This window comes from Flavobacterium sp. YO64 (assembly GCF_004119505.1).
Taxonomy (GTDB): domain Bacteria; phylum Bacteroidota; class Bacteroidia; order Flavobacteriales; family Flavobacteriaceae; genus Flavobacterium; species Flavobacterium oncorhynchi.
On record NZ_NRQV01000022.1, the window covers coordinates 42,101 to 57,060 of the forward strand.

General features: G+C 32.9%; 17 protein-coding genes, 1 tRNA gene and 1 pseudogene. 6 read left to right on the forward strand and 13 right to left on the reverse strand.

The window, feature by feature from the left end:
- Positions 1 to 340: 340 nt before the first annotated feature.
- The 9 genes from BOW57_RS15280 to BOW57_RS15315 all read right to left on the reverse strand — a co-directional run bounded on the left by BOW57_RS15280 (position 341) and on the right by BOW57_RS15315 (position 7,333).
- A complete protein-coding gene (locus BOW57_RS15280) occupies positions 341 to 1,192 on the reverse strand; it encodes a DMT family transporter (RefSeq protein ID WP_129055471.1) in 852 nt (283 codons plus the stop codon).
- Positions 1,193 to 1,222: 30 nt separating this feature from the next.
- Positions 1,223 to 2,542, reverse strand: coding sequence for a serine hydrolase (locus BOW57_RS15285; protein ID WP_129055473.1), 1,320 nt, complete (start codon positions 2,540 to 2,542; stop codon positions 1,223 to 1,225).
- Between the two features lie 5 nt (positions 2,543 to 2,547).
- Positions 2,548 to 2,985, reverse strand: coding sequence for a MarR family winged helix-turn-helix transcriptional regulator (locus tag BOW57_RS15290; protein WP_129055475.1), 438 nt, complete (start codon positions 2,983 to 2,985; stop codon positions 2,548 to 2,550).
- Between the two features lie 107 nt (positions 2,986 to 3,092).
- A complete protein-coding gene (locus BOW57_RS15295; RefSeq protein ID WP_129055477.1) occupies positions 3,093 to 4,556 on the reverse strand; it encodes an AAA family ATPase in 1,464 nt (487 codons plus the stop codon).
- 139 nt (positions 4,557 to 4,695) lie between these two features.
- Positions 4,696 to 5,814, reverse strand: a complete 1,119-nt coding sequence (locus BOW57_RS15300) for a VWA domain-containing protein (RefSeq protein ID WP_129055479.1) — start codon at positions 5,812 to 5,814, stop codon at positions 4,696 to 4,698.
- Between the two features lie 106 nt (positions 5,815 to 5,920).
- A complete protein-coding gene (locus BOW57_RS15305; protein WP_129055481.1) occupies positions 5,921 to 6,295 on the reverse strand; it encodes a YchJ family protein in 375 nt (124 codons plus the stop codon).
- On the reverse strand, positions 6,288 to 6,524 hold the full coding sequence (locus tag BOW57_RS15310) for a hypothetical protein (protein WP_089054024.1): 237 nt from the start codon (positions 6,522 to 6,524) through the stop codon (positions 6,288 to 6,290). The genes BOW57_RS15305 and BOW57_RS15310 overlap by 8 nt, the downstream gene beginning before the upstream one ends.
- 117 nt (positions 6,525 to 6,641) lie before the next feature.
- On the reverse strand, positions 6,642 to 6,791 hold the full coding sequence (locus tag BOW57_RS20655; RefSeq protein ID WP_089054023.1) for a hypothetical protein: 150 nt from the start codon (positions 6,789 to 6,791) through the stop codon (positions 6,642 to 6,644).
- Positions 6,791 to 7,333, reverse strand: a complete 543-nt coding sequence (locus BOW57_RS15315; RefSeq protein WP_129055483.1) for a hypothetical protein — start codon at positions 7,331 to 7,333, stop codon at positions 6,791 to 6,793. The genes BOW57_RS20655 and BOW57_RS15315 overlap by 1 nt, the downstream gene beginning before the upstream one ends.
- Positions 7,334 to 7,419: 86 nt before the next feature.
- On the opposite strand from BOW57_RS15315, the gene BOW57_RS15320 reads away from it, so the two are divergent.
- The 6 genes and pseudogenes from BOW57_RS15320 (at position 7,420) to BOW57_RS15345 (ending at position 11,955) form a co-directional block, all read left to right on the forward strand.
- The gene (locus tag BOW57_RS15320; protein ID WP_089054021.1) at positions 7,420 to 7,671 is read left to right on the forward strand and encodes a hypothetical protein; all 252 of its coding nucleotides are present in this window, start codon (positions 7,420 to 7,422) and stop codon (positions 7,669 to 7,671) included.
- A 251-nt stretch (positions 7,672 to 7,922) separates the two neighbouring features.
- Complete coding sequence (locus BOW57_RS15325; RefSeq protein ID WP_089054020.1) at positions 7,923 to 8,363, forward strand: KTSC domain-containing protein; 441 nt, start codon at positions 7,923 to 7,925, stop codon at positions 8,361 to 8,363.
- A 258-nt stretch (positions 8,364 to 8,621) separates the two neighbouring features.
- Positions 8,622 to 9,383: a DUF4369 domain-containing protein gene (locus BOW57_RS15330; protein WP_129055486.1), complete on the forward strand. Its 762-nt coding sequence runs from the start codon at positions 8,622 to 8,624 to the stop codon at positions 9,381 to 9,383.
- Between the two features lie 18 nt (positions 9,384 to 9,401).
- Positions 9,402 to 9,788 (forward strand): annotated as a pseudogene (locus tag BOW57_RS15335) (peroxiredoxin family protein); the annotation flags it as partial.
- A 487-nt stretch (positions 9,789 to 10,275) separates the two neighbouring features.
- Positions 10,276 to 10,356, forward strand: a tRNA-Tyr gene (locus BOW57_RS15340).
- Between the two features lie 291 nt (positions 10,357 to 10,647).
- Positions 10,648 to 11,955 carry a site-specific integrase gene (locus tag BOW57_RS15345; protein WP_035688725.1) on the forward strand — a complete coding sequence of 436 codons (1,308 nt, stop codon included), beginning with the start codon at positions 10,648 to 10,650 and terminating at the stop codon, positions 11,953 to 11,955.
- Positions 11,956 to 12,304: 349 nt separating this feature from the next.
- Here BOW57_RS15345 and BOW57_RS15355 read toward each other — a convergent pair whose 3' ends face one another.
- From BOW57_RS15355 to traN, 4 genes are read right to left on the reverse strand one after another with little or no spacing between them, the layout of a single operon-like run.
- A complete protein-coding gene (locus BOW57_RS15355; RefSeq protein WP_129055488.1) occupies positions 12,305 to 12,580 on the reverse strand; it encodes a DNA-binding protein in 276 nt (91 codons plus the stop codon).
- A gap of 35 nt (positions 12,581 to 12,615) precedes the next feature.
- Positions 12,616 to 12,918, reverse strand: a complete 303-nt coding sequence (locus tag BOW57_RS15360; protein WP_026983253.1) for a hypothetical protein — start codon at positions 12,916 to 12,918, stop codon at positions 12,616 to 12,618.
- Positions 12,919 to 12,923: 5 nt separating this feature from the next.
- Entirely contained in the window at positions 12,924 to 14,075 is a 1,152-nt protein-coding gene (locus tag BOW57_RS15365) for a hypothetical protein (RefSeq protein WP_129055490.1), read from the reverse strand.
- A 15-nt stretch (positions 14,076 to 14,090) separates the two neighbouring features.
- Complete coding sequence (traN, locus tag BOW57_RS15370; protein WP_129055492.1) at positions 14,091 to 14,954, reverse strand: conjugative transposon protein TraN; 864 nt, start codon at positions 14,952 to 14,954, stop codon at positions 14,091 to 14,093.
- Positions 14,955 to 14,960: the final 6 nt, after the last annotated feature.

The following is a 14,960-nucleotide window of genomic DNA, read 5'->3' on the forward strand; positions in this document are numbered from 1 at the left end:
GAGCAGTATGGCATCATAATATTGATATTTCTATTTGATCTCATTTTGTTTGTTTTTTACTAGTTCTAAAAAAAGCCTTTCATGGTGCATGAAAGGCTAAAAAAAAAATAACTAACAAGTACTTTCTATTAACGCCATTTCATTGCATTGTTCATCATGCAGCACATCGTCAAGCTGCACATAAACGGAATGATATTTAGACTAGAGTTTTTCATTGTTAATGCAAATCTATAAAATATATTTTATAAATTCTATAGAATTAGTAGAGTTTATTTTAAAAAACTTTCAATTCAACTCAAAACTAACTGAATATTAAAGCTTTAAAAGAATGAAAAATGCACTAAAATTGTGACCTAACAATGAAAACAATAGAGATTAACGCTAAAAGAAGTCCAATTATATTAATCTTTGATAGTTTTTCTTTGAAGAAAAATAGACCAACAAGACTTCCTAATACAATTACGCCCATATTCATTCCCGCAAAAACTGTTGATGGATTTTCAGCAAATGCCTTATGCGCTTTTAAATAAAATAGAATATTTCCGAAATTAAAAATCCCAACTAAAGCTCCGAACAAAGCATTTTTAGTACTAAATCCATTCTTTTTAAAAATAACATCGTAAAGCACTATTAACAAAGAGACTGCTAATGCAATACTAAAAACAACGAATAGTGATGTTGTATATGGCAAAGTGGTATAAAGTGCTATTTGTTTAAAAAGTATATCAATTATTCCAAAACCAACAAAAACGGCGACAGGAAAAATCCACTTATTCTGCTCGTTCTGCATCTGTTTTCTTAAAATGAATAAAAGCGCAATAAACCCAATTATAAGCCCAATTACTTTATAAGAATTAAACTCTTCTTTAAAAATTAACCATGCCGCAAGTATGGGAATAAACAATGATAATCGTTGTGCCGCATCAGTTTTTACAATTCCCATATGTTTTATTGAAAATACCAGAAAGAGAAAAACGATAGGAAGCAAAATACCAATTGCTGTATAAATATTCCACGGAGCATCTTCATGAACTATAGTAAGATCCGGACTAAAAGTAAAAAAACAAAGTACTAATGCCGCTATATAATTGAACGCAATAATTTGAATGGGATTAGCATTGTATTTACGGGTGATTTTAAAGATTACACCAACGGTAACACTGCAAAGTATACTTAGAATTAAAAACAGCATAGAATTAAATTTTGAATGCAAAAATAGTACTTATACCTTCTTACTTTTAAGTTTTACCTCTTTTATTCCTGCCTTTCTAATTTCCAGCTGCGTAACTTTTCCTTTTTTATCTTTTACAAATTCAACTGTAGTATTGTTATTGTCTGAGCGAAAAAATTTGGTTTGAGATTCTGGCAATAACTCAATATCTTGATCTATATAATACAGCTTATTATCTTTCTTTAAAATTTTAATATTTTCATACTCTCCCACGTACTGATCATAGATTTTTGCATCTACAGCAGTTTGAATGTGCTTGTACGGAAGTTCAACTTCTTTTCCAAAACAGATTCCGGCAAGACCATACGCAATATAATAAGACTTTGACTGGTTATTAGATAAAACAGTAATTAATATATTATCGTTTGTAAATTTATTAAATGATGTCATGGCTCCAAAAAAGCCGCCGTCATGCGCAATTAACTGATGATTTTGACTGTAGAATGGATTAACCAAAAACCCAAAACCAAAATCTTGATCGTTGTATGAAGTAAACATTTTTCTCTTTGATTCTTTCGACAAAATAATCTCACTGTCAAACAAGGCTTTATTCCACAAATACAAATCATCAACAGTTGAATAAACACCATCGTGACCTATATTAAAATTCCAATTGATATAAGGATTTTTTACTAGTTTATCATTTTCGAGATAATATGATTTAGCCATTTTCTCAACTATTGTACTATTTGTTGTGATGCCTGAATTGTACATTTTGGCTTTATCAAACAATTGCTCTTTTAAAAAAGCTGCATAAGTCTGCCCTGATACTTTCTCTATAATTCTTGCTAGTAAATAATATCCTATATTACTGTACGCCGTACTTGTGCCAGGTTCAAACAGAAATGGCTTTTTTATGATATACTGATAAACAGAATCTTTATCTAAATCGGTTTTTGATAAATACAATTCATCAAAATCCATTTGCAAACCTGAATTATGAGCCAGCAGCATTTTTATCGTTATTTTTTCTCCTTTTGGAAAATCAGTAAAATATTCATTTATAGGATCCTCTAATGAAAGTTTCTTATTTTCAGCCAATTGTAAAACTGCCGCTGCTGTAAACTGTTTTGAAACGGATGCTAAACTAAACTTTGAATCTATTGTGTTTTTTATTTTCCATTCGTAATCAGCAAAACCATAGGCTTTTTTCAATAGTATTGTATCATTTCTAGAAACTAAAACGGTACCGCTAAAATCATTAACAGCAAATTGCGCATCCATATACTTTTCTAGTTTGCTGCTCAATTCGTTTTGCGAATACCCAATAGCAAATACCGATAACATTACTAAGATTAATTTTGATTTCATACCAATCATTTTTTACAATTACTTATTATTTTATGCAGTGTTTGATCCAATAATGTTATTTCTTTTAATGATAAACCATGCAAAGCTGTTTCTCTGTTTGATTGAATAACAGGCTCTATTAACTCAATAGTTTTCAAACCTTTTTCAGTAATTACAAGATTGAATTTTCTTCTGTCTTCTGCGTGAATTGTTCGGGTTAGGTAATCATTTTTTACCATTAATTCGATCATTCTTGTGATAGAAGCACTGTCTTTAAAAACAAGATTTGCCAATTCGTTTTGAGAAATACTATCGTTTTGCTGGAGTATTATTAGCACCAAGCATTGATCGACTGTAATATCTTTTACCACTTTGGCAATGTTTTTTTGCGCCAGTTTTCGATATTCTTTAATTGCTTTTTCTATAGAATAAAGAGCTGTTCCTGTTGGATTTTCAATTTTCATGATTCACTTGTTTGATACAAATATAATTGATATATCAATATAATACACAAAATAAAACCCGACAATTAAAAATAACTATCGGGTTAGATTGTAAAATGAGTTATAAACTATAATTTGCTAATATAACTTCCGTACATATCTTTAAATTGATGACCTTGCGCAAAACGATCTTTACTCAGTTTTTTATACTCTACTAAAGCCCATAAAACAAACTCTTTCATAAAATGAATATCTTGTTTATCTAATTGAGGCTGATATTTTTTTAATAAAATATCTAATGGCGAAACTTCATCTAAAATACCTTTGTATTCAGCATCTGAAGCATCGTCTAATAACTCGAAACCGCTTTCTGTAAAAAACCATTCAATTAAATCTGAATAAGGTGTTTTTTCGCCTGGCTTTTCTAATTTTTCAATTTTTGGAAAATACTCTGAAAACAATGTTCTAATTGCTGAACCGATCAAATACTGTGCAACGACAGCAGCTCCCTCCTGCTCTCCTTCATAAACTAATTCGACTTTACCTGTAATCGACGGAATTATTCCCATAAAATCTGATAAACGCAAAATGGTTTTATCTGTTCCAGATTTTAAGGCACGACGTTCTGCGGTACTAATTAAATTCTCAAAAGCTGTTATGCTCATTCTGGCACTTACACCGCTTTTATTATCGATGTATTCGCTTTCTCGGGCTTCAAAACTAATTTGTTCTAAAATATCTCTGGCTAAACTTGGCACATAAACGATGTCGCTTTGATTTGCGTCCAGCTTTGCTTCTTGTTCTGTAATAGTTCTTGCGATGGCAACACTTTCAGGATAATGCGTTAAAATCTGCGAACCTATTCTATCTTTAAGAGGCGTTACAATACTTCCTCTGTTGGTATAATCTTCTGGATTTGCAGTAAATATAAACTGCATATCAAGCGGCATTCTTAATTTAAATCCGCGAATTTGAATATCGCCTTCTTGCAGAATATTAAACAAAGCAACCTGAATTCGGGCTTGCAAGTCTGGAAGTTCATTAATTACAAAAATACAGCGATTTGCTCTTGGAATCATTCCGAAATGAATTACACGATCGTCTGCGTAAGATAATTTTAAATTTGCCGCTTTTATTGGATCAACATCTCCTATTAAATCTGCAACAGTAACATCTGGCGTTGCTAATTTTTCAAAGAAACGGTCATTTCTCTGAAGCCATGAAATTGGAGTTTCATCGCCTTTCTCAGCAATTAAATCTTTAGCAAAACGTGAAATCGGATTTAATGGATCATCATTAATTTCTGAACCAGAAACATACGGAATATATTCATCTAACAATTCTACCATTTTACGCGCTAAGCGAGTTTTTGCCTGTCCGCGAAGTCCCAACAAATTAATATTATGTCGAGAAAGAATGGCACGTTCTAATTCTGGAATTACCGTATTTTCAAAGCCATGAACGCCTTCAAAAACGGGTTTTCCTGATTTAATCTTCTCGCGTAGATTATTTCTTAATTCATCCTTAATACTAATACTTTTATATCCTGAGGCTTTTAACTGCCCTAATGTTTTTATAGTTGCTATTTCCATTTTATTGAAATATGTGTTTTGTTGTTTTTATTATTTTCTGTAGATAATAAGCATTGTCTTAAACGCACCGCTGTGCACCTCTATACACGTTGTCAAAAAAACCTTTGTCCCTTTGTCACTATGAACCTTTGAACCTCATTTAACGAACTCTCTTCTTCCTATTCGTTTCATAATCTTCAAAAATCATTTCCCCTAAACCTTTTAGTCCTGTATAAAATGCTTTTCCTTGATTAGCTTCGGTAAAATGATTTACAAATCGCTGCAAATAAGGATCATTTGCAATCATAAAGGTTGTTATTGGAATATGTAATTTTCTAGCTTGCTGTGCTTGTGTATAACATTTGTCAACAATATATTCATCTAGTCCGTTACTGTTCATATAATATGAGCCGTCGCGTTCGCGCACGCAGCTTGGTTTCCCATCCGTAATCATAAAAATCTGTTTGTTGGTATTTCGTTTTCGACGCAAAATATCCATTGCCAATTGCAATCCGGCAACGGTATTGGTATGATAAGGACCAACTTGCAAATACGGCAAATCTTTAATTGGAATTGTCCAAGCATCATTTCCAAAAACTAAAATATCAAGCGTATCTTTTGGGTAACGGGTCGTTATTAATTCGGCCAAAGCCATTGCAACTTTCTTTGCCGGAGTAATTCGGTCTTCGCCATACAAAATCATACTGTGACTGATATCAATCATCAAAACGGTACTCATTTGTGCTTTGTACTGTGCTTCCTCAACTACCAAATCATTTTCGGTCAACTGGAAACTTTCAACTCCATTATTGATTTGAGCGTTTTTGAGACTTTCCGTCAATGAAATACGCTCTAAACTGTCACCAAAATTAAACTCACGAAATTCTCCCGTGTGCTCATCACCATTTCCTGCATATTTCGTTTTATGATTTCCGTTTCCTGAACGTTTTAAATTTCCGAAAATCTGATCTAAAGCCTGCTGACGAATTGCACGTTCTGTTTTAGCTGTAATACCAAAACCATTTGTACCATCACCTTTTATTTCGTCTTTTATGTAACCTTTCTTTTTTAAATCTTCGATAAAATCATCGATAGTGTAGTTTTCGTCGGTAAGCTTATATTCCTTATCTAGTTCCCGAAGCCAATCTATAGCTTCATCAAAATCACCCGAAGTATGGGTAATTAACTCTTTGAAAATGCCAAAAAGTTTCTCAAACGGAGACTGAAATGGAGCTTCGTATGACTTAAAATAAAAACCTTTTTTAAACTCGTTTTTCATAATTCTAAAATTAAGGTTTTTTAGAATTATGAAAAACGAAACGTTTATTAATTTTTAGTTAAAGTATTATGGCACAACAACTCAAAAGTTATCCGAATTATGTGAATTATTCAAACTTTCCATCGACATAAAACCACTCGTTTTCTTCCAATTTAAAAGTAGAAAATTCGTAATGCGTTTGTGGTTTATTGTTCGAATCCAAAAAATAAGCTTTAAATTCAACAGTATTTTCTGTAAAACTTAAAATCTCTAATTTCTGCCATTTATTTGCGGCTGCCCATTTTAAAATTTCTGATTTAGAATAATATCCTCTTTCAGTAACATAAGTGGTTTGCAAAAGATAATCAGCATTATGAGTCGCATATGCTGAATATCTGGAACGCATTAATGCCAAAGCTGTTTGCGCTTTTTGTTTTTTCTCAAGATACAAGCCACAACAGTTTTCAAACTGTAAACCTGTATCACAATAACATTTATGCATCGCCGTCAACTTGTTCTTCACCGTTAATTTTCACATGAAGCTGATTCAATAAAACTTGATATCTGCTGATTTCTCTAAGTTCTTCATCTTCTTCAGCGTGATCTAACATTTCGTCTAATTCATCACTTACTTCAAGCAGTTTATTATTAGCTTCTCTGTCGTTTTTTGCAGCAATCAAATCAATAATTTCCTGAACGTTTGCTTTTAGGGTTTCAAATTTTGAATTCATAATTGTTATCTTTTAGTTACCACGAATTTCACAAATTAGCACTAATTTTTATTTGATTTGAGCCCAAATCTTAAAATTTAATTCATGCTAATTCGCGAAATTCGCGGCAAAACATATTTAGTTTTCTTCTTTTTTATCTTCGTTGAATTTTTTCACAATTTCTTTCAGCTTTTCTTTACGGGCAATTTCTGCCTGCTTTTTCTTTGCTTGAGCTTTATGCAACTTGTCATTATGAGTTTTAATATTCTTTTCGTTATTCCGTCCCATTATATTTCTCTTTTAATTTCTTCTAATGTTTTCTCCGTGTAGATCAATTCATCAATAATCTGCTTTCTCAAATCGGCTAGATCGTCATAATCAAAATACTTTGCCCACGAAGTTAATTGCTGCAAGTTTCTAATCTGTTTTAATCTTTTTGCAGTTTCAAAACTTGTTCTTAAAATTGCTTTTTTATCATATTTTGGATTATTCTTATGCTGATAATTAGCAAGGTTTTTATCAAAGTCTGCTTCTAAATAATATAGTTTTTCCTCAGCATTATCAGGATAAAACTCGTTCCATGCCGCAAATCCAATTTTTGTTTTTGATTCCGTCTCAGGTTCACGAGCCACTAAACGCCATTTGCTGTTTGCCAGTCTTCCCCAATGGTTCGAAACGCGGTACATCCCTTCTTCTGTATAATAGTAAGAACTTCCTGCTTTGCTTTCGAACTGTTTTTTTAAACCTTCAATTTCATTTGGAAGCACTTCATGAAAAACACAAAAGGTATTTTTAAAAGAATTTGGATGTGGCTTAAAGTTTTTCTGCATGTGCAAATATACTCAGATTGTCTCGAACTCCCTAAAACAAACATAAATTGATTAACTTTGCCTCATAAATTTAAAACAAAAAAATCATGTCTAAAGATTCGCAAGAAAGAATGCCTCAAAAAGGAGTTTATACAGGTATTATCGAAAAAGATGAAAACAATAATTATTTCTGTGGTGAATATCTTTTAGATTATAAAATAGCACATTCAAATTTTAATGTTGGTGATTGGATTACAATAAAATCTATAATCGAAAATCCAAGTGATATCAGCTATGATAAATACCCGAAGAAGTCTAGGAATTTTGATAAAGCAAATCATAAACCAGAAAACAAGTAAGTTTTATTTCAAGCTTCAGAAAAATTTAACCGCAAAGTTCGCAAAGCTGTATTTTACACAAAGCTTTGCGAACTTTGCGGTTAAAATTGGTATTACTTTCTATGATTCTTTACATTTTACAGATAACTTTCTGGAATATTTTTTAGATGAAAACTGAAAAGTTAAAAAAAAGTGTACCTTTGCAAAAAATTTGTCGTTTTGAAGTAAAAACACTCATTTCGAACTAATAGACAAGAAGTTACCTTTTATTTATGAAAAAAATAGTTGAATACCGCAAGTTACTAAACGTAGACAAAACTGCTGAATTAAAAGATTTGAAAACCATTTATCGTAATGCGATGAAAGAAGCTCATCCTGATAAATTTCAAGGTGATGATGCTGGTTTAAAAGCGGCAGAAGAAAAAAGTAAAGCTATCATTGAAGCGTACCATTTCTTGGTAAGTATTAATCCTGAAACGATTAAACTAAATTTACCAGAATACACTGAAACTATCGCAACTTCATCAATTACTGATTATAAATTTGTTGAAGGTCGTTTAATTATCGATTTTTCTAACGGAAGTGTTTACGAATACATTAGTGTTCCTAAAGCAACTTATGTAAAAATGGTAAACGCAGATTCTCCTGGAAGATTTGCAAAAAGACACATTTTGAACTCTTTTACTTGGAGAAAGAAAACAAATCAAGAATAGATTTCTTAAAAAATATTCTAAAAAGCACTCTTTTACAGAGTGCTTTTTTTATGCTTAAAAATTAGAAAAAATCAAAATCACCCCTCAGAATAAATCCAAAACTAGAGTTTTAAATCAAATTAAAGCACCAAACACCTTGATTACAGGCAAATTAACCACTAAAAAACTATAACAAAATTTTAGGTTACAAAATTCTGTATGTTTTATAATTTTAGATACTTTTGTTGCACAAATCAATTAACTAATTAATTTTTTATAATGAAAAAAATACTTTTTTTACTTACAGCTTCTGCGGCTATCATTTCATGCAGTAAAGTTAAAGACGGAGAATACTTAATTACTGGTACCGCAACTGGAATTGAAAACGGAAAAACCATTATCCTTCAAGGTCTAGACCCAGCTACAAGAATGCCTTTAGCTCTTGATACAGTAAAAGTTGAAAACGGAAAATTTGAAATAAAAGGAAAAGTTACTGAACCAGCTTTCCATACATTAATTCTTCAAGGTGCAAACGGACCAATTCCTTTTATCTTAGAAACAGGAGAAATCAACATTGCAATTGATAAAGACAGTATCCATAAATCAAAAATTTCTGGAACTTACAGCAACGATGAGTATGTGAAATTCCAAGAAGATCTTAACAAAACTCAAAAAAGCTTAATTGATTTTCAGAAAAAAAATACTCAGAAAATGCAGCAAGCTCAACAAGCTCAAGATACAGCAACTATCAATGGCTTGATGAAACAATACATGACTATTCAAACAGAAGTACAAGAAAACAGCAAAAAGAAATATTTAGCTTATGCTGAAGGTCATCCAAAATCGTTTATCTCAGTTTTAATTGTTCAAGGTATGGCTGCTGACCCAAGCGCTGATATTAAAAAAACAGAAAGCTTATTTAATGCTTTAGATGAGTCATTAAAAAACACTGCTCCTGGTAAAGAGGTTAAAACAAAATTAGGTCAAGCGAAAATGCCTGCAGTTGGTGCTACAGCTCCAGCAGTTGGCAACGCTAAATGAAGAGCAGACTTTTCTGCGCCAAATCCAGAAGGAAAAGTAGTTTCGCTTAAAGAAAGCTTAGGTAAAGTAACTATCGTTGATTTTTGGGCTTCATGGTGCGGGCCTTGCCGACAAGAAAACCCTAATGTTGTAGCTATTTACAAAGAACTGCATTCAAAAGGATTAAACATTGTTGGAGTTTCATTAGACAAAGACAAAAGCAAGTGGACAGAAGCTATCGCAAAAGATGGTTTAACTTGGACACACGTTTCAAACCTGAAATTTTGGGATGAACCAATTGCAAAACAATACAATGTTGAATCAATTCCAGCTACTTTTATTCTTGATGCTTCAGGAAAAGTAGTTGCTCAAGACTTAAGAGGTCCAGAATTGAGAGCAAAAGTATTAGAGCTTTTAGCTAAATAATACCATTCTTAAAATAGAAATAAAAAAATCTCCCTAGTGGAGATTTTTTTTGTTTTACAGCATTCCCATTTAAAATTGAAATTTCATCAAGCAGAAATTAAAATTCAATCAAAAAAAGAGTGATACACTAATGACTTAAATTTTACCTATCAATAAAAATTTAGATTAAGCCAATTATAAAGTACATTACTAAACAAATATTCTTCCCTTAATTCTAATTAATATATCCATAAAAGCAAGGACTGACAGCTTTATCAAGGATCAAATCAAAAGTAAAAATCATAAATTTAACATAAAAATATTCTTACTTTTAAAAATATTTTAAAAAAAATACATTTTAGAAGATTTTTATTTTATTCAATTCCAATCAATTAAAAAATAATTTAAAAATAACTTAAAATTAAGTTCGTTTTTTGTTTGTAGATGTAGAAAACGTTCCTATATTTGCAACCGCTTAGAACAACAAAGCACAACAATACAAAGCTTCGGGGAGATACTCAAGCGGCCAACGAGGGCAGACTGTAAATCTGCTGTGTGAACTTCGCAGGTTCGAATCCTGCTCTCCCCACGGAAAGGCCAAAAAGGTGGAAAAGTTAAAGTTTTCAATCTTTTTAAAAAGCCACAAAAAATGTCTGAAGACCTGCAAATTCAAGGATTTGCAGGTTTTTTTCGTTTTAAGCCTGTTTTCAATATTTACAAATCCTCACAAAATTAAAGGTGCAGAATCGGTGCACTTTCCGGCGCGCTGAAAAGTGCACCAGAAACAGTAAAAATCCCTTATATCATAGGGGTTAACGAGATTAACGACTTGATTTGGCAGTAATATTATTCTACATTTATTAATTTAAAAAGTAGGATTATGTTGGAAAGCAGTTTTGGTTTGGGATTCTTTTTAAAAAGACCCAAAATAGAAAGTAAAGAATGGATCGTATATTTCAGAATAACTGTTGACGGTATCCGTAAGGAAAGCTCAACTAAGAGAAAATGGGATAATACACGATGGGATCAAAGGTTCGAAAGAGCGGTCGGCTCAAAGGAAGATGCAAAGTCGCTGAACTTCTTTTTGGATTCGCTGACTTTAAAAATCAATGAAATCAAAACCGAAATGATGTACAGCGGCAAAACCATAACCGCTGAGAAAATTATGGACGAGGTTCTGGGAAGGACAGCCCCAAAGATTAAGGTGCTCGAAGAATTTCAGAAGCATAATGATGAAATGGAGGCGCTTCTTGGAAAAGGCTATGCAAAAGGCACCCTTGACCGGTTTACCATTACTAAAAACCATTTGACTGCGTTTATAAAATTCAAGCTTAAAAAGCACGATCTTGAATTTGCGGATTTGAATCTTGAGTTTGTAAAGGACTTCGAGTTTTACCTTAGAACTGTACGCGACTGCAGCAACAACACCACCCTAAAGTATATTGCAAATTTCAAAAAGATTGTAATCCGCGCCATTGATAAGGAGTTAATCACCAAGGACCCATTTAAGAACTTTAAAGGACGTAAAACAAAACTGGTAAAAAAACCACTCACCGCACAGGAATTGTACGAACTTGAAAGTCATTATTTCACAACTGACAGGCTCAATGTCGTAAGGGATGTATTTGTCTTCCAATGCTACACTGGCCTGGCTTACATAGACGCTTATCAATTAAAGAAAACTGATATCAAAGAAGGCATTGATGGAAATCTATGGATTATGTCCGAAAGGCAGAAAACAAACTCATCTTTTAATGTACCTCTTCTTCCCCAAGCACTGAAAATAGTTGAAAAATATAAAGAGCACCCGCTGTGTATCCAGCGTGGAACCGTGCTTCCTGTTTCATCCAACCAGAAAATGAATGAGTATCTAAAAGAGGTGGCAGTCTTGTGCGGCTTTCCTTTTACATTAAACACGCATATGGCCCGCCGTACTTTTGGAAGCACTGTGACATTAAATAACAACGTCCCTATTAATGTAGTTAAAGAACTGCTGGGTCATGCATCGGTAAAACAGACTGAGGCATATGCTATAACTGAGCAGGCTACAATCGGTCGTGAAATGTCTATTCTCAATAAAAAACTCAATAAAACTGGATCCAAAATATCTAAACCTGATTTGGCGGTTCTCAGCAGGCTCGAAAAGGAAATTCAGGCAATCAAAAAGAAATACAACATTTCTTCGTGATCAATAAATTTCAAAATATATTTAAAATTAAAGGAGGCTATCTCAAATAATTTGAGATAGCCTCCTTTTACACAACTTAACTTCACTTTTATATCCTGGATGATAAGATGGGGTGTACTTAATGTATCCTAAATCCTGAAGCTGTTTAAAATACTTATGATAAGTCGGCAGCGTATTCACGTGTGACAGCTCCATAATTTTACTGCGGCTGACTTTAATCCTTCTTCTTTGGCCCTGCCTATAGCCTAATCCTAGTATTGCTGTCAAAATTGATAGATGCCAGACATTTAGTTTAGGATCATTACTATACATTGACAGATAACTCATTATATAGCTTTCTTTTAATCTCTTAGTGTTTATCATCATCAAATAATTTTTGAAGATCTTCTTTATTATAGTAGTACGACCCAAGCACTTTTTTGAAACGGACTTTTTGGCTTGTTCTAAGATTCTGAACTGAACCTGCTGAAATATCAAGCAGTTTTCTCACTGCCTTGCTTTTAAGCCATTCAGGTTCCAAAGGTTCTTTCTGTCTGTAATTCATTTCATAAAATACAGCTTGTAATTTATCTACTAGAAGAAGACCAAACTGTCTCAGATCTTCCTTGGTTACAATTTCATTCATAGTACAATTTCATAGAATTATTAATTGCAGAATCTTTAAATGTCCGCATCTGCTGAAAACAAAAAATATACTTCACTTCCACGATTTTTTTTAAAAGATGGTCTATACTTTATGTATCCATACTGATGAAGTTCCTGGACACATTTATGATACGTATTTGCTGAAGAAACTTTAGCAATAACAATAATCTCCGAGCTAAAGACAAAAATTGGATTAATAAAGCCCTTAACGGATCTAAATTGTAATAGAGCTGCATAAATGGCAATATGCATCGGACTAATCCGGTAATCATTCTCTATTGCGGTGAAAAAATCCGATAAAGGCTTTAATTTTTCCATAACTTTTAAAGTGAAGGAGTTTTTCTTTTCTTTACTTTATTATCTTTCCTCCCTGAATCACCTTCATCAGAATCTAGATTTTTTTTTTGATCTTTAGATACTGATTCTTTTTGAGATTCAGCCTTTTTCTCTTCCTTGCTCTCTCGATGATTGATTCTTTGTAAATTTTCATCATAAACATTAACAGTCTTAAACTGGGGATTTGCCTCCACAAACATTTTACTTTCAACACCGCTAACTACGAAAGTCGCTGACTGAAGATTTCCTTTTTTAAGGGAATTTAAAAGGTCTTCTTTATACTGCGGAGTATTGAGCTCTTTGATTAAATGTTTTGCCAGACTTGCTTCCAAATCATACCCATAATTCTGATGGTATTGGTTCAGCTTAAAATTCCCATTGTCAGATTGTTTAAAGTCGATTTTCAGCCAGCAATTATAGCTCTCCCCTTCTTTGTTTTTAAGATCTTTATTGACAGATCTGCCTTCCATCAAATTATAGGCCTCTTTCATTGTAATGCTGGCGCTGTCTTTGTTGATGTAGAAGGTCTGTTCCAGACCAGGTTTGTTTTCTTCTTTCTGAAGATTGACATGATAGGAATTAAAAAAGTACATATCTGTCTGCTCAGACCTTTTGAAATTTAATTCTACAGTTAAGGTATCCTTATTTGGCAGACCATTGTTCATAATGCCGGTGTGCATAATTTTAAAATCCTTATCTCCCTTCATTATGTTCTCTCGCAGTTCAGCATCGAACGTTTCTCCAAATCCAGTATATTTTAACTGGTCTTTCAGGTATTCTAAATTTTTCTCATTCATTGCGTTTTCATTTAAATTATTTTCTAAAATTTCTCTCCTATCTATTTCCCTTTTGGAAAATCCAGTAAGTTCTATTGCTTCATTTTCGGAAGTATCTGCCCCGCTACTTAAAACTGCTCGCAAGTCGTCGATAACTGATTCAATCGGCAGGCTCTGAAAATAATTCACATCATTGGTCATAACCAGACAGTACTCCTTCGCATCCAATGGGTTTCTAAAAAACTCAATTGTGTTGGTATCAGTCACCTCATCGGTATTAAAGGCGGTAAATCGATGGCCGTTATAAGCCATTTCCTCAGCAAATGACAGCATCATTTCAGTGTCAGCTAAATTGATTATCATAATTAATTTTAAAGCTTAAAAAGTGTCACTGCTTAATTCGGAAATCGGAAATACCAGATTAGTCAGATTATTATTTATATCTAATTCCAAATGTCTTCCCCCGTTTTTTTCAATCATCTGAATGGTTAGATACTTATTCTCAGGTATAGTAAATTTCTCCAGCGCGTAGACTTTTTTTATTTCAGATTTATAAGGAATTACAGAAGACGATGAAGTTGCATACAAAGGCTCCAATTCAATTTCCTGTGAGGCAGTTCGTTTTGATTTTCTCTTATCCCTGATAAAAAAACGAAACTGATCAATATCGTAGTTAATCTTTGATTTGTTTTCAAAAACAACACGCAGATACAAAACATCCTGCTGGATAAAGATGCCGTTTACCTCCAGTCTGATCTGAAACTTTGATTTTTTTAGACCACTGATTTTTTTCTTTTTGGAATATGCAGCCAAAGCACACTGTTCAATTCTTTTCTGATTTTCGTTTTCTAAAGAAAACAGCACATCCCTGCTTGCAGCCACTGCATTTTCAGCCTTAAAATTTAAGTCAGGGCAGGAATCGTCATAATTCAGTACAAAAACATACAATTTCCCGTCAGAAGTTACAACTGTCAGATTGGTCTGAAAAAAATGCTGTTTAGCAGCTTTTACAAGTAGTATATTCTCAACTCCTTTTGCTTTCTGTACAAGCACTTCTGCGCTTCCTATATCTATGCTCTTGATTGTATAAGGAAAAATAATGCTTGTGGTTTTAGAAAAACCTACTTGAAGATTTTTATACTGGTCTTGGTAAAAGACAGTTTCCTTTGCATTTGACTGTGGATTAACTGAAACACAAACCAGCAGCAAGCTGATTAAAAACAAATAATTCGCTATTTTCATATTTTC